Origin of the sequence: Blastopirellula marina DSM 3645 (assembly GCF_000153105.1) — a bacterium.
In the GTDB taxonomy this organism is placed as follows: Bacteria; Planctomycetota; Planctomycetia; order Pirellulales; family Pirellulaceae; genus Blastopirellula; species Blastopirellula marina.
Genome location: NZ_CH672376.1, coordinates 2,547,292 through 2,571,122 on the forward strand (window position 1 = coordinate 2,547,292; position 23,831 = coordinate 2,571,122).

The 23,831-nt window shown below is 57.5% G+C and carries 21 protein-coding genes; 10 read left to right on the top strand and 11 right to left on the bottom strand.

Annotated elements, in window-relative coordinates; all coding sequences use genetic code 11:
* Positions 1-205 precede the first annotated feature (205 nt).
* Positions 206-1,879: an energy-dependent translational throttle protein EttA gene (gene ettA / locus DSM3645_RS12380; RefSeq protein WP_002652519.1), complete on the top strand. Its 1,674-nt coding sequence runs from the start codon at positions 206-208 to the stop codon at positions 1,877-1,879.
* Positions 1,880-1,997: 118 nt separating this feature from the next.
* The gene (locus DSM3645_RS30915; RefSeq protein ID WP_002652520.1) at positions 1,998-2,168 is read left to right on the top strand and encodes a hypothetical protein; all 171 of its coding nucleotides are present in this window, start codon (positions 1,998-2,000) and stop codon (positions 2,166-2,168) included.
* A gap of 117 nt (positions 2,169-2,285) precedes the next feature.
* Here DSM3645_RS30915 and DSM3645_RS12385 read toward each other — a convergent pair whose 3' ends face one another.
* Together DSM3645_RS12385 and proC are read right to left on the bottom strand one after the other, a co-directional pair.
* A complete protein-coding gene (locus DSM3645_RS12385; protein ID WP_002652521.1) occupies positions 2,286-2,534 on the bottom strand; it encodes a hypothetical protein in 249 nt (82 codons plus the stop codon).
* A gap of 83 nt (positions 2,535-2,617) precedes the next feature.
* Positions 2,618-3,421 (bottom strand): pyrroline-5-carboxylate reductase, encoded by an 804-nt coding sequence (gene proC / locus DSM3645_RS12390; protein ID WP_002652522.1) that lies wholly within the window; start codon positions 3,419-3,421, stop codon positions 2,618-2,620.
* Positions 3,422-3,618: 197 nt separating this feature from the next.
* On the opposite strand from proC, the gene DSM3645_RS12395 reads away from it, so the two are divergent.
* Complete coding sequence (locus DSM3645_RS12395) at positions 3,619-3,990, top strand: hypothetical protein (RefSeq protein ID WP_002652523.1); 372 nt, start codon at positions 3,619-3,621, stop codon at positions 3,988-3,990.
* 60 nt (positions 3,991-4,050) lie between these two features.
* Here DSM3645_RS12395 and DSM3645_RS12400 read toward each other — a convergent pair whose 3' ends face one another.
* The 7 genes from DSM3645_RS12400 to DSM3645_RS12430 all read right to left on the bottom strand — a co-directional run bounded on the left by DSM3645_RS12400 (position 4,051) and on the right by DSM3645_RS12430 (position 13,280).
* Positions 4,051-5,193 (bottom strand): XylR family transcriptional regulator, encoded by a 1,143-nt coding sequence (locus DSM3645_RS12400; RefSeq protein WP_050769362.1) that lies wholly within the window; start codon positions 5,191-5,193, stop codon positions 4,051-4,053.
* Positions 5,194-5,222: 29 nt separating this feature from the next.
* Entirely contained in the window at positions 5,223-7,802 is a 2,580-nt protein-coding gene (locus DSM3645_RS12405) for an alpha-galactosidase (protein ID WP_081444807.1), read from the bottom strand.
* A gap of 17 nt (positions 7,803-7,819) precedes the next feature.
* Positions 7,820-8,272 (bottom strand): carboxypeptidase regulatory-like domain-containing protein, encoded by a 453-nt coding sequence (locus DSM3645_RS28205; protein ID WP_002652526.1) that lies wholly within the window; start codon positions 8,270-8,272, stop codon positions 7,820-7,822.
* Positions 8,273-8,380: 108 nt separating this feature from the next.
* On the bottom strand, positions 8,381-9,421 hold the full coding sequence (locus tag DSM3645_RS12415; protein ID WP_002652527.1) for a DUF1559 domain-containing protein: 1,041 nt from the start codon (positions 9,419-9,421) through the stop codon (positions 8,381-8,383).
* Between the two features lie 511 nt (positions 9,422-9,932).
* Positions 9,933-11,096 carry a UV DNA damage repair endonuclease UvsE gene (uvsE, locus tag DSM3645_RS12420; protein WP_002652528.1) on the bottom strand — a complete coding sequence of 388 codons (1,164 nt, stop codon included), beginning with the start codon at positions 11,094-11,096 and terminating at the stop codon, positions 9,933-9,935.
* A 134-nt stretch (positions 11,097-11,230) separates the two neighbouring features.
* Positions 11,231-12,466: a hypothetical protein gene (locus tag DSM3645_RS12425; protein WP_002652529.1), complete on the bottom strand. Its 1,236-nt coding sequence runs from the start codon at positions 12,464-12,466 to the stop codon at positions 11,231-11,233.
* 76 nt (positions 12,467-12,542) lie between these two features.
* Positions 12,543-13,280: an HpcH/HpaI aldolase family protein gene (locus tag DSM3645_RS12430; protein ID WP_002652530.1), complete on the bottom strand. Its 738-nt coding sequence runs from the start codon at positions 13,278-13,280 to the stop codon at positions 12,543-12,545.
* Between the two features lie 43 nt (positions 13,281-13,323).
* Here DSM3645_RS12430 and DSM3645_RS12435 point away from each other — a divergent pair, with 43 nt between their 5' ends.
* A complete protein-coding gene (locus DSM3645_RS12435; RefSeq protein WP_002652531.1) occupies positions 13,324-13,914 on the top strand; it encodes a LacI family transcriptional regulator in 591 nt (196 codons plus the stop codon).
* A 336-nt stretch (positions 13,915-14,250) separates the two neighbouring features.
* On the opposite strand, the gene DSM3645_RS12445 is transcribed toward DSM3645_RS12435, so the two are convergent.
* On the bottom strand, positions 14,251-14,613 hold the full coding sequence (locus DSM3645_RS12445; protein WP_002652532.1) for a hypothetical protein: 363 nt from the start codon (positions 14,611-14,613) through the stop codon (positions 14,251-14,253).
* A 290-nt stretch (positions 14,614-14,903) separates the two neighbouring features.
* Here DSM3645_RS12445 and selA point away from each other — a divergent pair, with 290 nt between their 5' ends.
* The 5 genes from selA (at position 14,904) to DSM3645_RS12470 (ending at position 20,658) form a co-directional block, all read left to right on the top strand.
* On the top strand, positions 14,904-16,298 hold the full coding sequence (gene selA, locus DSM3645_RS12450; protein WP_002652533.1) for an L-seryl-tRNA(Sec) selenium transferase: 1,395 nt from the start codon (positions 14,904-14,906) through the stop codon (positions 16,296-16,298).
* A gap of 111 nt (positions 16,299-16,409) precedes the next feature.
* On the top strand, positions 16,410-17,237 hold the full coding sequence (locus tag DSM3645_RS12455; protein ID WP_002652534.1) for a hypothetical protein: 828 nt from the start codon (positions 16,410-16,412) through the stop codon (positions 17,235-17,237).
* 143 nt (positions 17,238-17,380) lie between these two features.
* Positions 17,381-18,856 carry an IMP dehydrogenase gene (gene guaB / locus DSM3645_RS12460; protein ID WP_002652535.1) on the top strand — a complete coding sequence of 492 codons (1,476 nt, stop codon included), beginning with the start codon at positions 17,381-17,383 and terminating at the stop codon, positions 18,854-18,856.
* Positions 18,792-20,093 (top strand): hypothetical protein, encoded by a 1,302-nt coding sequence (locus tag DSM3645_RS28210; RefSeq protein WP_002652536.1) that lies wholly within the window; start codon positions 18,792-18,794, stop codon positions 20,091-20,093. The genes guaB and DSM3645_RS28210 overlap by 65 nt, the downstream gene beginning before the upstream one ends.
* 151 nt (positions 20,094-20,244) lie before the next feature.
* Complete coding sequence (locus DSM3645_RS12470; RefSeq protein ID WP_002652537.1) at positions 20,245-20,658, top strand: hypothetical protein; 414 nt, start codon at positions 20,245-20,247, stop codon at positions 20,656-20,658.
* Between the two features lie 42 nt (positions 20,659-20,700).
* Here the strand turns inward: DSM3645_RS12470 and DSM3645_RS12475 are convergent, their stop codons facing one another.
* Entirely contained in the window at positions 20,701-22,719 is a 2,019-nt protein-coding gene (locus DSM3645_RS12475; protein WP_002652538.1) for an FAD-dependent oxidoreductase, read from the bottom strand.
* Positions 22,720-22,908: 189 nt separating this feature from the next.
* On the opposite strand from DSM3645_RS12475, the gene DSM3645_RS12480 reads away from it, so the two are divergent.
* Complete coding sequence (locus tag DSM3645_RS12480) at positions 22,909-23,724, top strand: IclR family transcriptional regulator (protein WP_050769363.1); 816 nt, start codon at positions 22,909-22,911, stop codon at positions 23,722-23,724.
* Positions 23,725-23,831: the final 107 nt, after the last annotated feature.

Sequence of the window (23,831 nt, forward strand, 5' to 3'; positions counted from 1 at the left end):
TCTTTGCCCGAACTAATGTTCGTTGGCATCATGATATCACGCTATTCCGATCTCACAACCCTTAATTCGCTCCTTAGGGAAGCTATCTGCGTGTCGATAAACAGCGGGCAGATCGATTGCTTAAAATCGCGATAATCGGTTGCGATTCTACATTACCCGCATCACCACTAAACGCTAGCTACGAAAGACGTTAGAGAGTTCCTGCATGGGTAAAAAACATATCTTCACGATCGAGAATTTGAACAAAAAGTTCGGCCAACGCGAGATCCTCAAAGAGATGTGGCTCGCTTTCTACCCCGGCGCCAAGATCGGCGTGCTGGGGAGGAACGGCGCCGGAAAGAGCACCATTCTCAAGATCATGGCAGGCATCGATAAGGAGTTTGACGGCGTTGCGCAGTTGACCCCCGGTTTCACGGTCGGTTATTTATCGCAAGAGCCGCAACTCAATCCCGAAAAAGATGTGTATGGGAATGTCGAAGAAGCGGTCGCCCATCGCCGCGATTTGCTCGTGCGGTTCAATGAAATCAGCATGAAGCTGGGAGAGCCGCTCGAGGATGAAGAGATGAACGCCCTCTACGAAGAGATGGGCAAACTGCAGGACGAGATCGAAGCGACCAACAGTTGGGAGCTCGATCGCGAGATCGAGATCGCTATGGACGCGATGAACTTGCCCCCCGGCGACGCCGATGTCTCGAAGCTCTCAGGCGGCGAGCGCCGCCGCGTCGCTCTTTGTCAGCTGCTGTTGAAGAAGCCGGACCTGCTGCTGCTGGACGAACCGACCAACCATCTCGACGCCGAGTCGATCTTGTGGCTGGAGCATCATCTGCAGGCCTATCACGGGACGATCGTCGCGATCACCCATGATCGCTACTTCCTCGACAACGTCGCCGGCTGGATTCTCGAAATCGAGCATGGCCGCAGCTATCCGTACGAAGGAAACTATTCGTCTTGGCTCGAGCAGAAGCAGAAGCGGCTCGCGTTGGAAGAAAAGCAGTCCGAGGCGCGTCAGAAGTTTCTGGCCAATGAATTGGAATGGATTCGCAGTTCGCAGAAGGCGAAGCAGTCCAAAGGTAAGGCGCGTATCAACGCCTACGAAAAATTGTCGGCCGAGCAATTTGAAGAACGCAACGACGAATTCGAAATCCAGATCCCGCCGGGCAAGCACTTGGGCGATTTGGTCATCGAAGCCAAAAACGTCACCAAAGCGTACGGCGATAATATCTTGATCGACAATCTCAGCTTTCACCTTCCAGCCGGCGGCATCATCGGCGTGGTCGGTCCCAACGGCGCCGGCAAGACGACCCTGTTTCGCATGTTGACCGGCCAAACCGAGCCAGATACCGGCGAGTTCCGGATCGGTACGACGGTCGAGATGGGTTACGTCGATCAGTCGCGTGATGCGCTCGATCCCGAGAAAACGGTCTTCCAGGAAATCTCCGGCGGGCACGACACCATCGTCATGGGGAATCGCAAAGTTCATTCACGCGGGTACGTTTCGCGGTTTAACTTCCGCGGACCCGACCAAGAGAAGAAGGTGGGCGTGCTCTCTGGCGGTGAACGAAATCGCGTCCATTTGGCGGCGCTGTTGCGTCGCGGCTCGAACGTTCTTCTGTTGGACGAACCGACCAATGACTTGGACGTTGACACGTTGCGAGCGCTCGAAGAAGCGATCATGAACTATGCTGGCTGCGTGGTGGTGGTCAGTCACGATCGTTGGTTCCTCGACCGTCTGGCGACCCATATCCTTGCGTTTGAGGGAGATGGATACGTTCACTGGTGCGAAGGAAACTTCAGTACATACGAAGGTCAGCGACGTGAACGTCTCGGCATCAATCCCGACCAACCGCCGCGATTCAAGTACAAAAAGCTGAAACACTAATCGTTCGTTTTCGGATTCGCTTCGCCGTAGAGTCTTGACCTTGCGGCGGCGATCCGTTACCAACAAATGCTTGCCCCAAGCAATTCAAAGAATCTGTTTAACTACGAGGTATTGAGCCGTGTCCATTATTCGCCTTGGTTCCAATCAAAAGTATTCCAGCGGTTGGGAATCTGCGTTCGGCAAAGAGCCTGCGAAAAAGAGCGACACTTCCGCCAAGAAGACCGCCAAATCCGCCAAAAAGAAGTCGGCCAAAGCGGCCGTGAAAAAGACGGCGAAGAAAAAGAAGTAGCGACGATGTCGCTTGATCGGCTCCCAGAATCGATCTCACGAAATACGGCCGTCGCGATCACTCGCTCGGCCGTTTTTTTATTTCTTGCCGATTACAGGCGCGACATTTTAAAAGACGTTAGTCCCAGGGTTCCTCCCCTTCGACATCGTCAAAATCGTCTCCCGCATGCCAACGCTCGAGCGCAGCAATGACGGTGTCCCGTTCTTCGCGGTTCGTCCATAGCGACTCACCTTGTTCCAACCGGACTTCGTACTGACCTTCGCACAAGCAATCTTCGGCGCCGCAAAAGTGCGGCACGTCCGCGATCCATAAGATCCGGTAAAGGGGAACGTGCTTGTCGTCAATCATGCAAAACAACGAAGACATTTCGACATCTCCTCTGAGGCGCTAATCGCCTGGTAACCGCCTGCAGTAAATTATAGTTTCGCGGGAAAGGGGCGCCCGCAGAATTATTCCGCCCCTAATTCCTTCGACCTGGCGGTGGCCGCAATCACCGCATCATACGCCGCCGAGCGAAATCCGCCTGCCTCCAGCGCTTGCAACCCAGCAATTGTCGTCCCGCCGGGACTTGTGACGCGATCTTTCAGTACGCCGGGGTGGTCGCCGGTCTGCAGCACCATGCCGGCGGCTCCGCGGACCGTTTGCGCCGCCAGTTGCAGCGCCGCATCGCGCGGCAAGCCGACCCTTACTCCGGCGTCGGCGAGCGCCTCGATCAGCACATAGACATAGGCTGGTCCCGAGCCGGAGAGCCCGGTGACCGCGTCCATCAGCTTTTCATCGACTTTCCGTACGACGCCGACGGCGCCTAACAGCTTCTCGACTAGCGCGACATCATCTGTCGTCGCTCCTTCCCCGGCGCAAAAGGCGGAGGCGCTTTCGCCGATCAAGCACGGCGTATTCGGCATCACGCGGATGATCCGCGTCGACCGGGTCCACTCGGCCAAGCGAGCCAACGAGGTTCCCGCAGCGATCGAAACCAGCAGCACGTTATCGCCGATCAGGCCAAGTCCCGCGATCGCCGCTTGCAGCATCTGCGGCTTGACCGCCAAGACGATCACATCGACCTCGGCCGCCAGTTTGGCGGCGCTGTCACTGACGCTAGCGCCAGGCACCAATTGGCCAAAACTAGTCCGAGCCGCCGGAAACGGATCGACGGCGATAATATCGGCCGGATGGACCAGATCGGCTCGCACAAAGCCGCTGGCAAGGGCTTGCGCCATCTGGCCGGCGCCCAGGAAACCGATTTTGCTCATTTTCAGCCGACTTTCTGGCAAGTTGGATGTAGGAAACGCTCAATGCTAAAGAATTGCCCCCTAGTGGACAATGCGTCGGCGGTCCGTCGTCAGCGGATTGCGGCCTTGGGAGGCCTTAGACTGCTCTAGACGCCGACCTTCATTTTTGACAAAGTCCGCAGCGCAAGTCTCAACACACTGCGGAAGGAGAGCGAGTCATGTATCGAAAATGGATGAGTTTGGCGCTGTTGGGTCTGTTTTTACTAGCGCTAACCGGCAGTCCGGCCCAGGCCGATTGGTCCGACTATAACCCGTTCGCCAGCAAACCGGCGAAAAGGACGGCCAAAAAAGAACCCAGCACGCTGTCGAAGATGGGTTCGAGCACGCAGCAGTTCTTCAGCAAAACGGCCGATTTTTTGAACCCGTTTGATGATGCGAACGACAAGCCGAAAAAGAAAGTAGTCCCGAGCCTAAAGAAGCCGAAGAAATCTTCGAGCAGCTCTTGGTGGGGCTCGATGTTCGGCGGCGGCGAACCGGAACCGCCCGAAACGGTCGATCAGTTCATGTCGTTGGATCGCCCAAAGTTTTAAGCTGCTGGGTCGAGTCAATTTCTGGGGCGCACGTCTGTACCGTCCGCCCTCAACGCCATCTTACTGCCAATTGGCTCGAAACGCTCCCGGCGTAACGCCAGTAATGCGTTTGAACGCCGAGACCAGCTTTGCCGCCGAAGAGTACGAAGTGTGGTGCGCGATGGCGATCAGCTTTAGATCGGTGTATCGCAACAGCGCCTTGGCGTGATCGATTCGCACGCGGTCGATTTCTGACTTGATGCCGCGGCCCAATTCCTGTTGAAAGCGGCGATCCAAGGACGAGCGGCTGAGGTGAAATTGGTTGGCGATCATCTCGACCGATAGCCCGCTGCATGCATGCTCGCTGATATAGTGCACGATCGCGGCGACTTCGCGGTCGGCGATCGCCATCACGTCAGACGATCCGCGGACGACGATGGACTTGGGGGGAATCAAAACGTGTTTCTCGACCTGTTCTCCCTTCATCAGCCGATCCAGACTTGCGGCGCCTTCGTAACCGATGCGGTGCGCATCAGGTTCGATACTGCTAAGCAGCGGCGTCACCAGATTGCAGATGGTCAGGTCATTGTCGATTCCCAATAGCGCGATATCTTCTGGCACGGCGACTCCTGCCAGCTTGCAACTCATCAGGACTTGCCGCGCGCGAACGTCGTTGCAGCCGAGTATGCCGCAAGGTCGCGGTAGACTTTGAACCCACTTGCCGAGTTCGTTGGTTTCTGATTCTCCCAGCAACTCTCGAACCATCGCATCGCGATCCACCTGGCTGCCGACAAAGCTATGCGTGCGACAACCATGTTGCCGAGCGATCCGCTCAAAAGGCGCCGCTCTCAGGTCCGAAAAGTCGATCCCGGGATATCCGCAGTAGGCGATATCCCGCAGGCCGCGTTCGACAAAGTGTTCGACGGCCATCTCAGCACACGCGGCATGATCGGTATCAAACGTCGCTCCCCGTTGGGGAAAGTAAGAACCTCGCAAATCGACGGTCGGCCGGCCGAGTCGATCAATCGTCTCCATCACGTCATCGGTTTCGATCCGCGTGATCACGCCGTCGATATTCCAATGTTGAATCGCCTCGGGAAGCGCTTCGTTCAGACGGCGTTCGACATGCAGGATCTGCCAGTTCCGGTGAATCCGGCAATAGTCGGCGACCCCATGCAGGCACGCTCGACCATAGCCGCGCGACGATTCGATCAACAAGAGCACAACTTGGGATCGTGGTGGCTTGCTCGGATTCACGTTGCTTCGTTTGCCGTAAATTCAAGAATCGTCGCTTGAATCGCTGCGGAAGTCGATAAGCGTACCCCTTGCTCCATCCACTCATGTCCCCGCATTGACTGGCCTTCGGCGGCCACCGGGGGCCGCCCGCTCTGCGGATGACGCTCGAAGAGACGATAGCTTTTTTGCGGATCAAGTCCTTGCGGCTTGACGACGCGGCGAGCTCCAGATTTTAACTGATAGGCAAAGAGGATCGCTCGTTCTTTCTCTGGCGAGACAAAGTTCACCACGCTTCGTGCTCCGTCGTGCGGCGATTCGATGCGGTGCAGGTCGCCCAGATGAATGACATCGCGGAACTTTTTGTACGCCGCGATTGCACTGCGGCAAGTTGCGATTTCTTCCGCAGATAGTTCCGCCAGATCGATATCCATTCCCAGCCGTGCGCTCATTGAAACGGCGGTCGCAAAATGGAGCGGGTGATTCCCCATTTCCGACGTATGACTGCAGATGGAGATCGCCGGAAAGAAATAGGAGTAATCCCATTGCAGCGCCACGCGGCGCACAGCGTCCGTATTGTCGCTCGGCCAAAACTCATGAAAATAACGCAACGCGCCGTAGTCGACGCGGCCTCCTCCACCGGCGCAAAGCATCAATTCGGTCTGTGGAAACTCCCTGGCCGTTTGTTGCATCAGTTGGTAGAGATTGTTCGTGTAGTCGATCCATAAATGGGTCTGTTGGTTCGATGGCAAATAAGCGGAGCCAGGCTGGGTGACATAGCGATTAGCGTCCCATTTAACGCAGCTGACGCCGCGGGTCTTTAGCGTCTCTTGAATCGCACTGCGTTCAAACTGCTGGACCTCGGGACGCGTCAAATCAAGCACCAGTTGCGTCCTCTGATAATCCAGGTCGCGGTGAGGCTGCCGAATGACCCAATCGGGATGCTGCTCGTACAGCACGCTCTGGGGATTCACCATCTCTGGTTCAATCCAAATTCCAAACCGCATGCCCTGTTCGATAGCCGATTGCGCGATCGGCTCCATTCCATCTGGAAATCGCTTGGGGTTGGGGCGCCAGTCTCCCAGCCCGGCGCGATCATTGACACGCGGATATTTGTCGCCAAACCAACCGTCATCGAGTAAAAAGAGCTCAAAGCCAACTTCCGCCGCCGGCGGTAACAGGCCTTCGATCCGTTGTTGGTCAAAGTCAAAGCCGGTCGCCTCCCAATTGTTTAGCAGCGTATCGCGCGGCTTATCGCCGTCACGAATCCCATGTTTCCGCGCCCAGCGATGAAACTTGCGGCTCATCTCGCCCAGGCCGCGGTTGCTGCTGACCCAGATCATCGTCGGAGTCTGAAAGCCTTCGCCGGCGTCCAAATAATAGGTCGACCCAAACGGATGGACGCCGCAAAGGGCTCGTACTTGCGAACCGTTGTGCTCAAACGCCGCTTGGAAATTTCCGGACCAGGCCAGCGATCCGGCGATGACGCGGCCTTGTTGCTCTTGCGGTGGTCCATCCAGGGAGAGCACAAACGAGGGAGCGACAAATTGCGTCGCTCGGGTTCCCAGCAGTGACGCGATCGATTTAACGCCGGGAGTCAGTTTTTCGGCGATCGGGTTCATCTCGTCGGCCCAGTCGCCGTGGAAATGCAATAAATGCAAATCGGGCGCGTCGAATAACCAGCTAGTCGAAGCCATCCGCTCGAGCGCGATCTTCCCTTCTCCCTGATTATGAATATGGCGCCACTCTTCGATTACATCTCGAGCCGGATCTAGGCGGAAGTAGAGATCGACCTGCAGTGGGTAAACGTCATCTTGCAAGCGGATGCGAACCTGCTCACGTTCGTCCTCCAGGCCGGTGCGCTCGACATCCACAAAGCGGAGCGAAGTTGAGCGGTCGCCGTCCGCGTGGACCACTTGCAGCGCCGGTTCCCATACATACCCATCGCCTCCCTGAGGATAGGCGACTTGGTTGCGGCTGGGCGGCAGCTGCTCTTCTGCTGCGCAAATGGGAGCCTGGTAGAGCCGCCGATCGTCTCCCACGACAAAACGGAGGTGGAACGACGCGGTTTTTAAATCGATCGTTTCGAAGGGGGCGAGAGCTTGCGGCAGACGTTTGTCGTCGCGCAACGTCAGCTTTGCGTCGGCCCAATCCGCGTGATCGTTGGCGCTGCCGTCGCCGTTGTCATCCACCACCAGCTCTAGCAGGTCGACGCCGGCAATATCCAGATCAATCCGCTGCGCGGGGCTCTTGCCGGTGACCGTCCCGCTATGAAAGACCAGTTGGCGATCCGCGAAGACGCGAAATTGGACAGAGCCTTGTCCGCCGGCGCTATCGTCAATGCCGATGACGCTGCGAAATCGAAGCGCGTTCTGTCCAAGCTGCAGCCGCAAGCGACTGGAAGCGTGCGTACCGATCCCCATCGCGAATTTTTTGTCGCGGATCGAGAGCGCTTTGCCCATGATGTTGGCGTTCGCTTTCGGCACGCTCCAGCCGGACGACATCTGGGAAAGATCCAAGGCCGACAGCGGAACGGCGTCGGCCGCCGCCGCAAAATCGCCGAGCAAAACCAGCAATATTACCACGCATAATTCACGCATCAAAACGTCTGTCTCTGTTATTTTGACGACAGCTCAAACCGTAGGTCATCTCGCGGCTCATCCACCGTGATGCTGAGATCGGACTTGGCGATGCTGTTGTACTTTTTAGGAACGATATAGGTCATCTTTGGCGCCGGCGCCGGCCGTCCTGTCCGCTCATAGTAAGCTTGGGGATCGGTGACCAGGTTCGACGTATCGACCTCGGTCTTCGCAATCGTAACATTGTAGCTTGCGCGGACGACTCCGTCATTGAAGGCGAGGGTGCCCATGTTAAAACGGCCCCCTTCGTCGGTCATCGACGTGGCGGATCGTCCGGTCGCGTCGACCGGTGCGAACGCGATCGTCGCTCCTTCTAGCGGATCGCCGTCAAGCGTCACGATCCCAGCGACATGTACGGCATTGGGCAATTGAGAGCCGCCGTAACATCCGGCGAACAAAAGAAACAGCGCTCCTAACAGATAATATCGCATCGTGTCGGTTCCAAGTCTCGGATGGGGAAAGGGCAGACACGGCGCGCCCTGATCATGCCGGCGCGCCTGATTGCACAAACAATACTCCGGCGAGTGAGAATGTCCGTACTACGAACGATTGACTTCTCCACCGCTTACCGTTCCTAGACCACCCCAAACTCCGTAGTTAGAAGCGCCGTTGGCAGGAGCTAGGGATTGGTTTCCGGCATCGATGGTATCCGAAAAGAAGCGAACGGATCCGTCTCCCATCGCACCGTTCACTCCGCCTGGGTGATAGCTGGTTGCTGTAACAATCGCTTGACGACCGTCCCAGTCATCCAGCACGCACGAAGGGCTGTTTGGCGGCAAAATCGCCAGGAACCCAGAATAAAGCGGCGCTCCATCCGCCCAGCGACGCCCCGGGTACTCTTTCACCGTCACGCTGCTCAGGTAGTTTCCATTCTGTCCCCGTTTGGCGGCGCAGCTGGTAGGAGTGATGTCAGATTCCGAACTGCCGTTCCACGCGTCGGAAGCGATCGCGACGCCGCCCCGGATCTTCGTGGTGTTCGCTTCGCCGACGGCTCGTTCGCCGATGGCCAGCGTATTGCTCAAGCCATCGGTGACGCTGGCGAAATTCTTCCAGCTATGGAAGCCGAACATGCCGCTCGTTGGGTTGGTCGAGCCCGCCCATGCCGGCCGGTCTCCCATGCTGAACGCATAGTTGGAGAACCCAAAGTCCGTCTCGGCCGGAGTCGCCGGATCGGATGGACAGCGGAGGAACGAAAGCTTCGTCAGCCAAGGCGTATAGCTGGTGTTCCACGGATTATCGCCGTACGGCGGATACGTGGTCGAACCGATCGTCAACGAGGAGGTGATCTGGTTGTACAAAGCTCCTTGTTCGACAAACGGCAGCAGCGCAACCCAGCCTCCCAGGCGATTGTCGTTATGGATCGGACCACTGCCGGTGCCGCCGCACATCGCCGGCAGCTTGCCGAAGGTGTCGTGATAGTTGTGCAGGGCCAATCCCGCTTGCTTTAGATTGTTGGTGCACTGCATGCGGCGCGCGGCTTCGCGTGCTTGTTGAACCGCCGGCAGCAACAAAGCGACCAATACGCCGATGATCGCAATGACAACCAACAGTTCGACGAGAGTGAAAGCATTCTTTTTCATGATTTTTCTCAGGTAATGAATGATGTGCCCAAATTGGAGAATGAAATGCGAATCGGCGTTTTGAATAGAAGATTCCGGGAAATTAGGCCCACGTAAAATGCGTCTTAATGGAAGTCTATCTAGGGGATCTCGGATCAATCAACTCAACCGCGATCCTACAAAGGAGCGTCAACGGAGGTCGTACGGGACTCCGCCAAGACGGAATTATGGTGAGATATCTTCCTGTGATGATTGGGCCAGAATGGGCGACTCGATCATAAGCCATTTGTTGGTAGTGGATTACAGCGATTGTTCGCTTGCTATGCACGATGGATAAACTGCTCCAGCGGCTGCGCAGATATTTTTGCGTTCCGGCAATCCTTCGGAAACCCGTGACGAAAAAGGGAAAGACATTGACGATTTTCGGACACAGCTATCTCGCTGCATATCGCCGTAGGTCCGAGGTCGTGGAAGATGTCGCCGAGCGGCTTCCGATGAGATCTAACCGCAAATTGTCGGCCTAGCAGCAACGTTATCCGGACCGATCTCCGATCAGCGTCTCTTTCGCCGCTCGCGACAGAGCTTTGATCGCCAGTTCGCGTTTCAAGGCCGCGCTTTGATTCGGCTGCGACTCTTGATAAACGACCACCACAGGTAGACGACTGCGCGTGTACCGCGCGCCGGTGCCGGCGTTGTGTTTGGCGATGCGCTGCGATAGGTCGTTGGTGACGCCGGTGTAGAGGGATCCATCGGCGCACTGCAGCATGTAGACGGTCCAGGGGCGCGCTAGTTGCTTCATCAGCTTCAGCACGGCGACTTCTTTCGCCTTCGCTTCGACTTCGACGGTCAATGTCTGCTCGCGCCAACAGTCGGGAAAGTCGACGATGTTGATAAAGTCATGGTGGCGACCCGGCTTCGGTCCCTTCCAGCCTTCCAGCGGACTGGAAAGATGAAACAGCGGCTCGCGATTCCAGGTGGCCAGCGCCTGCTCGGTCGCCGCTTCGACCGACAAACCATCGGGATTGCAGCGATGATGATGCACATCGTAGACCAACGGAATTCCGGTCGACCGACAAAGCGGCAACAGGTCCTCAGGCGTATAGGTGACGTCGTCATTCTCGACCGTCAAGCGGCTGCGGGCTCGTTTGGAGAGGCGCGATAGTGATTCGGCGAACCGCGCCAGCGCCGCCGGCTTGTCGCCATAGGCGCCGCCGCCGTGAATGTTCACCACATCGGCGCCAACCCACTCGGCGACTTCCGCTTGATATTCGAGTTCCGCCAGCGAGCGCTCGACCACCTCCGCACGCGGCGAATTGAGCACCACAAATTGATCGGGATGAAAGCTGGTGCGAATATCGTGGGCCGCGGCGAACTTGCCGCATTTCCGAAAGCGGCGAACGGCTTCTTTTCCGTCAGGCAGTTCGCGGATGTCGTACCCGCACTCGGCATGCGTCTTCAGCGGCAGGATCTGACTATTGATCCGAAACGAGCCGATCCCCTGCTCTGCACAAAACTGCAGCGCCAGCAGCAACGCATCAGCATTGGCCAGGCAAAGAGCTGACAACTTGGCCAACCCGGCGTCACGCGGCATGCCGCTGATCGACTTGACGGTGGTGTTACGAAACTTGATCGGCTGGTCGTGAAAGATGCAGCAGAGACCGAGGCGGATGCGTGACGTGGAAGGTGAGTCCGGCATAGCGAATGAGGAACTGCAGGTGATCGGCGTTGGCAATATGGCCAACGAACCGCCGCCACATCCATGGAGATAAGAGTATAGCCGGCGCCTATCGACAGAATAGCCGCCCCCCCCCTGCTTCGTTGGAGACGCCGCTAGGGCGCTGCATTGGGCTGCGACCAGCGGATGCGCGAAAGATAGAGACTCGGTTCTCCTGATTTTGCTCGGCTGCGGCCAGCGACCACCCAGGTCTCCTCCGGCGAGATGTTTGCCACGCCGAAGTTGCCGAAGCCGTTTTTCAACTTTGGCAAGAGCGCCTGTTCGGTCTGGCGAAGGACGACCAGCTTCTCAGGGTCGACTTGCGCGAGGAACAGCGGAGCTCGGTGACGAAAGATGTCATCGTTGTCGGCGCCTGTTCTGGTGTAGGCGAGAAACAGCCCATCCGAATGAGTCACCCAGTGTTGTTGGGTGTTGTAACTCCCGAGCGGCTGGCCATCGTCAAAGACCCACGGCTGGGGCTGAGCGAAGTGAAGCCCATCTTGGCTGGTCGTGACATAGGCTCCCCGGTCATTTCGCAGGGTGAGAAAAAAGGTCTCTCCAAACTTGGTGAGCGACGGCTCGACAAAGCCCCGGTCGATGTCGATCGACAGCGCATTTCCTTGTTCGATGACACGAAGCGTTTCTCCATCAAACTGACAGCGCAGCACCATCGCCGAGTGGCGGCTATCGTTTCCGCCCCCTCCAAAGTAGATCGGCAGCAAGATGTCGCCGTTCGGAAGGTCGTATCGCTGCGAACAGCCAGAACGAGCAAAATGGAACTCCGGCGAATCTAGCAGCTCCACCTTCTTCCACGGCGCCCAGCGATGCGCACCGGGATCATAGGCGGAATAGGCGATGTCGCTGCCGCCGTTGGGCGCATGTTTCTTCAACTTCGGATCAAGCCAAAACGTCGCGCCCGTTAAGAGCAGCTTGCCTGACTTTTCGTGCCAGTGCGGGGTCATGTCGACTGGAACCTCAATAAGCCCGTCCTCCAGCGTGCGACGATCCAGCGCAGGATCAAGTTGCGGTCCGTGCCAGTTCTTACCGTGATCGTCGGACCACATGCTGCTCATGCCGTGGTACATGTGCGTGCCGTTTCCATCAATCGCTTGCAGCGTGATGACTTCTATCGGTCGGTCTGTTTGGGGGTCCCCCTTTTGCTGTGGAATTTTGCCGGGACGCGCTTGCATCCAATGCGTACCATCTTCCGGCGCATGCAACAGGACTTCGACATCAACCGATTCGACTCGCAGTCCCTCCGCCCAGCCAACAGCAGGCAACAGCGCCAGGCAAATAAGAACGGCGCCGAGCGATTTGCCAAACAATGCAATGCGATGGAACGGAATCGGCATCAATGAATACTCCGCGAGTGCGATAACTAGTGGGGATGATTGGGGCAGCGGCTGTCTGGACTGGTCGCACGGCGAACTAAGCGATCATGCCTGGCGTGTCTGATTCCCGCTTTTTGTTGAGCGGGTCGAGTTCAGATTGAATATGGGTTAGCTCGGCGCGAAGTTGTTTGACGAACAGCGAAATATCGGCGCTGTGGATCAGCATGTTGAGTCCCTGGCGCAGCCAGTCCACCTCTTGAGCGACGTCGCCCCAGAAATGGATTCCAGCGCCCACCTGACGAGCGCGTGCTTTGCGGATGATCGTTTGCATCGCCTGGTCAAACCGCGGATGATCGTACTGCTCGGGGATGCCCAGACTGCAGGAAAGGTCGTGAGGGCCTACCAAAACAGCGTCGAGTCCGTTAACCGCAAGCAGGTCGTCGATCGCCGCGATCGCAGGCGTGCTTTCGACGTTAATCACCAGCGTATGTTGCGAATTGTGCTGCTCGATATATTGCTGCAATTCCGGCCCCAGCGACTCTCCCTGCAGGTAGCGTTCTAGTCGCTCTCCTTTCAGCGGACGACACTTGACGGCGCCAACCAGTGCGCGGACCTGCTCGGCGGTCTCGACGTAAGGAGCGATGACGCCTGCTGCGCCTCCATCCAGAACCATGGTCGCGAGGTTCGGATTTGGCTCAGGAATACGGACCAGCGGCGCCATGCCAAGCTGTTGGTAGGTCTGGCACATCCAAGAAAGCTCGGCGCGATCCAGGGCGATATGCTCGGTATCGATGAAGACGAAATCGAGCCCGCTGCCGGCGAGTGCCGCTGGCAATCGAGGCGATGGTTAAGGTCCAAATGGCGTTCGCGACACCGGTTTGCCGACGGTCGTCGCCGGCAGTCTCTATGCATCGAGCCAAGGGCTCTCTTGTATCGATCGCGACCAGACGCAGTTGGGACGATTGCTGGCCAACTATCTGCTCTCCAAAGGGCATCGCAAAATTCTGATGATTACCCGCCAGCGTCCTGGGTTAGGAGCGGGAGATTATCGGGTTGCAGATGCGATCGCCGAGATTGCATCGGGTGAAGGACTTTCGGCAAACGCGCTGATCGTTCGCAGTTTGCCGCATGATCCGGTCATCGTCCGTGGAGAAATTCAACATTTCCTCGAGACCTGTGATGATCTGCCGGGGATCTTGCTGCGACCCTGGCAAATGATCGAACCCATTTATGAGGCGATTGAAGCGGCCGGCCTCACGCCGCAAAAGGATGTCGCCGTGGCGGTCGCCGATTACTTTCAGGGAACCTCCAAGCCGCTCCCCTATCCGGCGATTCGGTCGACCATGACCCCGAAGGATCAAGGTTTTCAATGGGGGCAACTTCTGCTCGAGAGCGCCAGAAACGGAAGCGCCAACTCCAAGTCCGTGCTCGTTCCGGTGCGACTGGAGATTCCTGCCGAACTGAGCTGACAAGCAAAGACCGGCAGGGATTTCGGCCTCTTTAGGATCAAGCGACGCCCCCTCTTCTCCGACCCAACACGTCGTCCTTAAGCATGTCTGAAGTCCATCCGCCGCCGGGCGACGCAGCCCTGGGTGAGAACTTCAGAAACGTGAACAAAAAAGCATGTGCCTTCGAGGTGAACTTTGTCATTTGGCGACATGTTGGCTGCGGTACGATCAGTCTGGTCACGGTTAGCACAATCATCCGAGCTACTTCCGTCCGGGCGCACCACGCCTGCATCGCTTCGTGATTGATTTTGCCTGGTCCAGCAACGAGATCTCGCGGGGCCGCGTGGGATGACGTTCTCAAGAATTCTTCGCTTTCATTTCTTTCGCCGTATCGAAGTACGACCACAGCACCAAGACCGTCAAGATGGTGGCGTACACGACTAGCGCCCAAAATCGCCAATCCTGGTTCGCGTCTCCATACTGGCTGTCATAGATCGAAAGGGCGATCATCAGAATCGATCCCACAGTCGCGAGTTGCCACTTTAGCCAGTTGCCGATGCCCAACACGATCGAGATCACGCCGCTCGCGATGTACATCTGCGGGCTGTTGATTCCCTGTCCGTAATAGGCGCCTCCGCCTGTGATCGCCGCATAGCCAATCATGGCCCGGCCGATGCCGACCAATACGTTTAAAAGAGCCATCAGTCGAAATGATTTCATCAGATTACCTTTGGGGGGGCAGAAGTTTTGCATTGAGAACCATCGCAAATCGTATGCCTGACCCTCTATTCGTGGCTTTTTGCCGCCCAGGCAAAGCTATTTGGGGAGCTTTCCAAGCGGGGGCTCTAGATCAGCACGTTCGTTCCCCGGTTCTGACATCCAGGCGATGACCGGAGGTCAAGCGGCCGTAACACACGATTGGCCGGTTCGGTCTCGCCGGGTCAGGCAGCACCTTTCCCGCAACTCTCGTAGGGACAATAATTTAAGAAAAGGTCCCCGGGAGAAAACGAATGCCAACCAATCTATTCGGCAAATTGCCGACTGTTAGCGAATTGCTTGAACGACCGCCGCTGAAAAAGTTGCGTGAGACGATGAACCCGGCCACGCTGGTTAGCAGCGTCGGCGCATATTTGGATCGGTATCAGCGCGACTTCAAAACCCGCGTCGCCGATTTTCCAGCGCCCAAGCTGCATCAAATGGCGGAGTCGATCTCGCGTTGGCTCTCTGGCGATGCGCCTCCCGGAATTCGTGCGGCGATCAACGCGACCGGCGTCGTGTTGGCGCCAGAATTGGGCAAATGTGCGCTTCCTGAACGCGCGATTCAAGGCGCGTATGCTCGCCTGCGAGATTATCACACGACGCAGTTCGCTGCAGCGACCGCCCAGCCCGGCGTTTCGCAAGCCGAGACGGCCAAGCTAATCGCTGAATTAGCGGCGGCCGCCGAAGCGGCGATCGTCAACTCGCGGATGGCTGCACTGCACTTGGCGCTGAACGAACTAGCGGCGGGTCGCAAGTTGATCGTCGCTCGCGGACAATTGGGAGAAACGTTTGATGCGATTCATTTGCCCCATCTGATCGCCGGCGCCGGAGTACGCTTGGTGGAAGTGGGCGCGAGCAACTGCGCTACGATCGCCGACTACGAAAAAGCGATCGATGACGAAACGGCCGCAATCCTCTCGATCGATGCGAGTAACTTTGCCGGCGCGTCGAACTCGACGCATCCGAGCCTGGTCGAACTGGCGGCGCTGGCCAAATCGCGCCGCATCCCGCTGGTGCACGACGTGGGCGTCGGCGGATTACAGAATCGCGATGAGTATCGTGAACTGGGCGTCGATAGCGTGCAGGCCGCAATCTCGCAGGGCGCCGACTTGGTGATCGCCGCCGGCAATCACTTGTTGGGCGGACCTGACGCCGGGCTACTGGTCGGTCAGCGGAAGTGGATTGAGCAGATTCGTCAGTCGGCTCTCTTTCCCCTGATCGCTTCGTCTCCGCTTTCGTTGGCCGCTTTGACCGAAACTTTGGAAATCTATCGGATGGGAGAGATGGTCAGCGACGAGATCCCCCTCCTGTCGTTGCTGACGACCTCACAGGCGAACCTGGAACTGCGGGCCAATCGACTGGCCGAGCAGATCATCGCATCGCCGCTGGTCGAATCGGTCGCCGTGGAGCCATGCAAAGCGCATCTGATCGCAGGCAGCATGCCGATCGATTCCGTTTGCATTTCGCTGGTCCCTGCCGATGGCGATGTCCCGGCGCTGTGTGCCCGATTGCAGGAGAGTTTGTATCCGCTGTTTGTCCGTGCGACGGCGGAGCATATTGAGATCGACTTGCGAACAATTTTCCCGAGACAAGACTTTTTGATCGCCGGAATGTTCCCATTGGGACTAGAAGAACCCTCCGAATAGGCCGTTTGGTGGCTAACATTTCTGGGATTCATTGCGAAAGCTGCTTCCTCAGCGTAGTTTAAGGAGAATTCATAGCCTTCGGGGTTTCGGTAATTTAGATCAGTGGGTGAGATGTTACGACTTGCGATTTTGATCTGGCTGGCCAGCGTCACATTTTGTGCGGCGCAGGATGCTCCGGATCTTCTCACTCCCCACGATCACCACGAATGGGCCCGTTTTGCCCCCGGCTCGTGGAAGAAGCTGCGTCATACGACGCAGGTCTATAAGGATGGCGTGGCCGGCGCGATCAACGTGTCGACGCAGACGATCCGTCTGAAAGAGGTCGGTGACAACTATGTGGTGCTGGAAACAGCGTCGCAATCGGAAGTAGGGGGACAAGTCTTTGATAAGCCGACCCTTTCATTTCGTAGCGGTCTCAGCGGCGAGCCCGATCGCTATACGGCGACGGTGACCCCCGGCGAGCAAGAGGCGCTGTCGGTCAACGGCGTGACCTACCCGTGCCAGCTACGAAAAGTGGTGATCACCGGTCAATCCGAAGAAATCAGCGGCAACATTTTGTATTGTCCGTCGACGGCGCCGTGGGTATTGAGACGGCGATTTGAAGCGAAAGCGATCGGCGGGGACGTGGTCACCAAAACGATCGCGACCGATCCGATCGCACTGGAAATGCCTTTCCCTGTGTTAGCCGAGAACAAAACCGTCGCCTTTTTTCGGACTCGGATTATTATTCCGGAGAAAACTTCGACAACTTCGGTTGAAATTCATTGCGCCGATGTGCCGGGCTTTGTTGTTTCCAGTTCGAGCACGACGGTCGACGCGTCCGGAAAGACGATTAACCGCACGACGACCAATCTAATTAGCTACGAAGCGACGCCCGCCGAGCAGACGTCGGCGACGGCGATTCGCCGTCGCGGGCTGTTTAGCCGCCGCAATCGCTGAGCGGTCAGGCGGGGGAAAGTCGGTAAATAGTCGTCTTTCCTGCCTGCGACTCCCCGTGAGAGCGTTGCCAGCAGTCGCTTGGGCCGCAATAATTGCGGGTTTACCCCCACTGCTTCGATCACGCTAGATTCGGGAGCCGCGCCATGGACGAGATCTTCGCCAAAACCGCTATCACCTTTGACGACGTTCTGCTCGTCCCGCGCTTCAGTGATTTCGTCCCGTCCGATGTGACGACCGAAACGCAACTGACCGCGAACATCAAGCTGAACATCCCGCTGATCAGTTCGCCGATGGATACGGTCACCGAAAGCGCTATGGCGATCGCCCTGGCGAAAGAAGGGGGACTGGGGGTCATCCATAAGAACCTCTCAATCCAGCGCCAGACCGAAGAAGTCTATAAAGTCAAACGCTCGGCCAACGGGATTATCGTCGATCCGGTGACGATGCCGCCGGACGCTCCGGTGCAAGAAGCGCGGGCCGTGATGGAGCAGCACAACGTCTCAGGCATGCCGATCACGCTAGCTGATGGCAAGCTGGTAGGCATCCTGACGCGTCGCGATTTACGGTTTCTTGAGTCGCATACCCTTCGTATCGAAGAGGTTATGACCAAAGACAACCTGGTGACCGCAACGGGGACCGTAACGCTTGCGGAAGCTGAGCAGATTTTAACGGCTAAAAAGGTGGAGAAACTTTTACTGGTTGACGAAGAATACAAACTGACCGGCCTCATCACGATCAAAGACATTGACATGATGAACCGGTTTCCCCAAGCGTCGAAGGATAGTTTGGGGCGGTTGCGAGTCGGTGCTGCAGTTGGCGTGATGGATTTTGAACGAGTCCAGAGCCTGATTGATAACAGCGTTGACGTGTTGGTCGTCGACAGTGCTCACGGCCACTCGAAGAACGTGATCGAGACGGTTCGTGAGATCAAGAAGAACTGGCCTATTGACGTTGTCGCGGGAAACATCGCGACGGCCGAAGGATGTGCCGACTTGATCGAAGCCGGCGTCGATGCGGTCAAAGTGGGGATCGGACCTGGTTCGATCTGCACGACGCGAGTGGTCTCGGGAGTGGGGGTGCCGCAAGTCACCGCTATTCGCGATGCGGCTCAGGTCGCGGCAAAACATGGGATTCCGATCATCGCCGACGGCGGCGTGCGGTTCTCAGGAGACATTTGTAAAGCGATCGCTTCGGGCGCTAGCGTGGTCATGATCGGCGGGTTGTTCGCCGGACTGCACGAAAGCCCAGGCGACGTAATCCTGTACCAAGGTCGAACCTTCAAGGTTTACCGCGGCATGGGTTCGCTGGGCGCCATGGTGAAAGGCTCGAAAGAGCGATACCGCCAGGGCGAAGTCAGCGACGGGGGCAAATTGGTCCCCGAAGGGGTCGAAGGGAGAGTTCCCTTCAAAGGAAATTTGAGTCCGTTCGTGTATCAGCTTGTCGGCGGCTTGAGAGCCGGGATGGGCTACTGCGGTACGCGAACGATTGAAGAACTACGCAGGGACGCCAAGTTCATCCGGGTCACACCGGCCAGTGTTAGGGAAAGCCATCCGCATGACATCGCAATTACTCAGGAAGCCCCGAACTACAGCCCGGACGTTCATCAAAACAACGACTAGAGCGCTGTGCGGAGCTGTTATCCTCTTTTCGGCGGCCGATCTGTGGGCCGCCGATGGTCAGCCGCAAAGCCATCTTCAGTGGCGCCGCTCGACCAAAGTTTCTACGGCTCCAGAAGTCGCGACGCCCGCCGGCGTCAACGCGCCTGTCGAGCTGAAACCGGTTCACAAGACGAGCTCGGTGCAACCGGTCGCCCACGTCGAACTCGCTCCGCCTGCGGGTCAGCGGATGGTGCAAACGGCCAGCAAGTTGTCGCCAGCCGATCCGTTCAACGATCCGTTTGGCGATCAGCTGACGCAATTGGATCAAGAAGAAGTCGCGCCTGCGACTCCGCCGAGCCGATTTGGCGCTCCGCAACCGCTTGCTCCATCGAATGACGTTGAGCCGCCGTTGCCGATGACCAATCCGCCGATGAACGCTCCGAAGGTCCCCAGTCCGATGCCGTCGTCGAGTGATCGAGAACCGATGGAACTGGGCCCTGATGGGTTGCCGATCCAACCGCGCCAGCCGCAGTCGGCTCCGTGCAACACGGTCTACAACGACCGCAACTGCTGCGACGACAAAGATAACTGCAATGCGATCGTCGATCGTTTGAAAGCGTTCAAGCTGCCGATGATCAATCTCGATATGACGCCTGCGTTTCGCCCGGATGAAGAAGACGCGGAACTCGCGGAGCAAATGAAGAATGAAGCGATGGCCGAAGCTCCGAGCCGCAGCTGGACTTCGTTGAACGGCGAGTTGTTGGCCGAAGGCCGGATGCTCGACTTCAAAAACCAGCGCGTGTTGATCGACACCGGTCGCGAGATCAAACGATTTGACCTTCGCACGCTCAGTGCCGACGATCGCTGCTTTGTCGCCGCCTATTGGGACTTGCCCTACGAGTGTGGTTGGACCGACGCCGCGTTCCCGGGCCGTCACTGGGCGACCACCGAAGTCAACTGGACCGCTTCGGCTCTTTGCCACAAACCGCTTTACTTTGAAGAGCGAGCGCTCGAACGCTACGGTCACATGACCGGACCGATCACGCAGCCGCTCCTCTCCGGCGCCCACTTCTTCGTCAGTGCTGCGGTGCTGCCGTACCAGATGGGGATGTATCCACCGAGCGAATGTCAGTACGCGTTGGGCTACTATCGCCCCGGCAGCTGTGCTCCTTACTTGCTGCCGCCGGTGCCGATCAGCTTGCGAGGCGCCGCCGCTCAGGCCGCCGTCGTGACCGGCGCCGTCTACTGGATTCCTTAAGAACTACGAAGCTTGCTACTTGGGAGCGATTGGTAAAAGCGGCGGGATCGTCTGATCTCGCCGCTTTATTTTCTTGGGAAATTTTGGCCGCGTGCTCTAATAAGGTCGCTTGGGCGACGAATGAATAAGCGAACTCCCGGGAGAATTTGCCATGCGTCGCGCTTATCGACACCAGCCGTACCGTTATCAATCCGAATCAAAGTTCTTCGGTCTGCCGATCGTTAGTATCGCCTACGGGCCAGAAGGCGCCGAGCCGATGGGCGTCGCGCGGGGAGTCTTCGCCTTTGGCGATGTCGCGATCGGCATGTTCGCCTCCGGTGGAATCTCGATTGGGCTCATCTCCTTTGGCGGGCTCTCGATCGGAGCGATCGGACTGGGGGGAGTCGGGATCGGCATCCTCGCCGCAGGCGGCCTGGCGATTGGGATCTTGGGCGCTGCCGGCGGCTGTGCGATCGGGGCCGTTGCGGTCGGCGGGTGCGCCATCGGCTGGCAAGCTTTTGGCGGAACGGCGATACGAATTCCCGAGTTGTTCTCGATGGCGATCACCTATCTTCCCTGGCGATAGGCGCCGCTTAATCGCCTATCGCGCGACGGAGTCCTTCGCGAATTACTTCCACGAGGTCTCGCCGGCGGTAAACGGGAGCGCATCGTTCGCATCGGCGATCCCGTCTCCATCCGCATCGTCCGGCGACTGGCGCTCATAGGCCGGGATGGGTTGCGATTGAATCGCTTTCCAAAGCGCGATTGCCGCTTCGCGACGCGTCTTCGTCGGCATTATCGCGTTCACGGCGCAGTCATACCCCTGGGACTGTATGTGCTTCACCACTTCGGCCACCCATTCTGCTTCGGCCGGTGCGTCTGGCCGAAAACTGGTTTCATGGGGAGCAAGGGGAAATAAGCGGCGGACAGCCAATTGTTGAATCGCGACAAATCCATCGTCGTAGGGATCGACATCATTGAAGGGCCAGATCACCACGGCGGCAGCGTCTTTCTGGGTGAGCAAGCCGGTCCAGACTTCGGCCAGGTATTGGGGATCGCGCCACATCTCGCGCGGAGACACGTCCTTTAGCAAGCTAACCGCCGCGACCGCTCCGCACGCTTGACCAGCCGCCATCGATTGATCGTGCAAGCGGCAAGAGGAACTGACGATGCTGGTGTACCCCAAGTTCTTCTGGGCTCCTAGCAAGCCATCCATCTCCTGCGGTACGAAACTGCGCAGCGGAAAAATCGATAGCCCTGTTCCTCCCACGCCGAACTTTCTCTGGCCGCGAAAAGTCGCGTCCCAGGGGCCTGCGGCGCCTTCGGAGCTGAGCCACTTCCGGGCCGTCGGATGGAAATCGAGTTCAAACTGCCAAGAGAAGACGCCATCGGCAAACATCGTCTGAGCGTAGTTGGACTGTGCGCCCGCTCCGACGACTTCCTGCTCTTTGATCATGTGCAGCGCTTTCAGACGCAGGCTCTCTCTCACATAGGGTTTAGGCGGGAGTTTGTCGGCGGTGCCAAACTCATCGCTCATCGCCATTGTACGGAAGGAGGGGTATTTCTGTTGCATGAAGTACAGATATTGCAAAGTTCGCAGCCGCGCGTCTCGAAAGACAATCTCCCGCTGCTGCGGCGTCAAGTCAACAAACTGTTTCTTTGATGCGCCTGCTTCCATCGCTTCTAGTGCGGCGGCTACGTCGGCCGTGAAGACATCCAGCGGATAGTCAACTTGCGGATTATTGATTAGGTAGATGTCGGCCTGCTGGCGATCTTTGAGCGCTTTACCATCGACGAGTCGCCGCGAAGCGAAATTGAATTTGTCATCGATCCATTTCCATTGCCCGAGAAAGTCGCGTTCATCGTAGCCTGCCGGCTGAGGAATCAAAGCTTCTTCCGTCTGAGCGACGAGAATCATGCACCAGGTAATGGGATTCACATCGGTGTTTGGCTCCGGAGATTCTTGCGCTCGCGGTTCTCCATATTCGGAGCGAGCGTCCAGACCGAAATCATAAGGAGCGCCAGAAAGCTTGATCACGTCCCCCCAGTCGCTGGCGTCAATCGTCAATTGGGCGTGCACCTTTAACGGAGTCGCCGATTCGGCGAGCGGTTCAAAGGTTACAGCCTTTACTCGGCTGTCTTGCACCGTGACCGACTTCACCCGCAGATTAGAAAAGCGTTGAATTTGCCCCGACGCTTCGTACGGTTGAAGCAATGCTTCAAAGACCTCATTGGCGATCACCGGGCGACAGGTCGTAATGACCCGCGTATTCCCAGGGCGACGCACTCCGTAGAGTTCTTCGTTCTTATCCTCCATCGCGTCGATCACTTCCCGAAACAGGCCAGAACGCGGGATCGGGACTTTGCCGTTGTATTCATGCGCTCGATTCTCATCGATCGCTCCCAGAGCTTCGGAAGAGAACTGCCCGCCGACCCAATTGGTGTCGTTGACCAGCACGATTCGCTTGACGCCCATGCGGGCCGCTTGCACCGCCGCCGCGCAGCCAGACTCGGCGCCGCCAACGACCAGCAGGTCGGCTTCGATGACCGGCGGAGCAACTTCGTCGTTCGCCAAAGCGGCGCCGACATTCCCTAAAAGGATCGCTGCGATCAAGCAATTCAATCGATGCCGTGCGGTGAGCGACATGCTTTTTCTCCTGGGGATTTCAGCGAAGACTCGCGCGGCGAGGACAACGTCCGGCGCCTGAGAGTCGCTCAAGGAAATGATTTGCGAAAAATCTAGAAATTTGTTTGCTGTTTGTTATATGAAACGATAGTTTAAATGTCAAACAACTTTGGCCGACTAGCAGCGAAGCTCAACCATTGGGAAACATCCATGACTACCGCGAAAATGCACGATGACGTCGTCGAGAACTCCCGATACCACGTTCCTAGCTTGGTGCGTGCGCTGCAGATTCTGGAACTGATCGCTGGCGATCCCTCGGCGCTCGGCGTTTCAGAAATGGCGGCGCGGCTCGGCATTCCCAAGAACAGCATCTTTCGGATCGTCACGACGCTCGCGGATTACGGATATCTCAATCGAGAGCCGGTTCTCAAGCTGTACAGCACTTCGACCAAACTGCTGGCGCTGGGGTACGCGGCGGTCAATGAGTCGCACCTGCTGGAAAAAGCATTGGGGCCGATGCGCTGTTTGCGAGACGCGACGCAAGAAACCGTCTTGCTGGGCGTCCTCAGTGGAGGGCACGGCGTGGTCGTCGAGCAGTTGCTCAGCCCTCAGGCGGTCAAAGTAATGGTCGAGATCGGCCACCAATTTCCATTGCACACGTCGGCGCCGGGGAAAGTGATGGTTGCGCATCTTCCTACGGCGGAAATGGAGGAGATCGTCGCGCAGATCGATTTCATGCGTTATACGAATAACACGATTACGGATCGTACCGCCTACATCCAAGAGTTGGAACGAGTTCGCGAGCATGGTTTCGCCGTCGATCGCGAGGAGCAGGTCGAAGGGGTCAATTGCATCGCCGCCCCCATTCGAAATCGGCGAAATGAAGTCATCGCGGCGATCTGGGTGACCGGCCCCAGCGCTCGTTTCAAGAAGGCATCGCTCGAGACGATTCGACGCGTGACGATCGAACAGGCGAACGTCATTTCAGGCCGTATCGGCTGGGCCTCGGCCAAATCGCCAGACTGATTTATTTCCGATAGGTCCTGTCCCCGCCAGAACAGAATTCAAGGAGTCATTTCGCGAGTATCCAAGTTTCAGCGAACTCCCATTTCCTTTGCTACGCAGTCAAGCTT

Coding starts and splice junctions, on each gene's coding strand:
- ettA (WP_002652519.1), top strand. CDS start 206: ATGGGTAAAAAACATATCTTCACGATCGAGAATTTGAACAAAAAGTTC.
- DSM3645_RS12385 (WP_002652521.1), bottom strand. CDS start 2,534: ATGTCTTCGTTGTTTTGCATGATTGACGACAAGCACGTTCCCCTTTAC.
- proC (WP_002652522.1), bottom strand. CDS start 3,421: ATGAGCAAAATCGGTTTCCTGGGCGCCGGCCAGATGGCGCAAGCCCTT.
- DSM3645_RS12395 (WP_002652523.1), top strand. CDS start 3,619: ATGTATCGAAAATGGATGAGTTTGGCGCTGTTGGGTCTGTTTTTACTA.
- DSM3645_RS12405 (WP_081444807.1), bottom strand. CDS start 7,802: ATGCGTGAATTATGCGTGGTAATATTGCTGGTTTTGCTCGGCGATTTT.
- DSM3645_RS28205 (WP_002652526.1), bottom strand. CDS start 8,272: ATGCGATATTATCTGTTAGGAGCGCTGTTTCTTTTGTTCGCCGGATGT.
- DSM3645_RS12415 (WP_002652527.1), bottom strand. CDS start 9,421: ATGAAAAAGAATGCTTTCACTCTCGTCGAACTGTTGGTTGTCATTGCG.
- uvsE (WP_002652528.1), bottom strand. CDS start 11,096: ATGCCGGACTCACCTTCCACGTCACGCATCCGCCTCGGTCTCTGCTGC.
- DSM3645_RS12425 (WP_002652529.1), bottom strand. CDS start 12,466: ATGCCGATTCCGTTCCATCGCATTGCATTGTTTGGCAAATCGCTCGGC.
- DSM3645_RS12445 (WP_002652532.1), bottom strand. CDS start 14,613: ATGAAATCATTTCGACTGATGGCTCTTTTAAACGTATTGGTCGGCATC.
- selA (WP_002652533.1), top strand. CDS start 14,904: ATGCCAACCAATCTATTCGGCAAATTGCCGACTGTTAGCGAATTGCTT.
- DSM3645_RS12455 (WP_002652534.1), top strand. CDS start 16,410: ATGTTACGACTTGCGATTTTGATCTGGCTGGCCAGCGTCACATTTTGT.
- guaB (WP_002652535.1), top strand. CDS start 17,381: ATGGACGAGATCTTCGCCAAAACCGCTATCACCTTTGACGACGTTCTG.
- DSM3645_RS28210 (WP_002652536.1), top strand. CDS start 18,792: ATGACATCGCAATTACTCAGGAAGCCCCGAACTACAGCCCGGACGTTC.
- DSM3645_RS12470 (WP_002652537.1), top strand. CDS start 20,245: ATGCGTCGCGCTTATCGACACCAGCCGTACCGTTATCAATCCGAATCA.
- DSM3645_RS12475 (WP_002652538.1), bottom strand. CDS start 22,719: ATGTCGCTCACCGCACGGCATCGATTGAATTGCTTGATCGCAGCGATC.
- DSM3645_RS12480 (WP_050769363.1), top strand. CDS start 22,909: ATGACTACCGCGAAAATGCACGATGACGTCGTCGAGAACTCCCGATAC.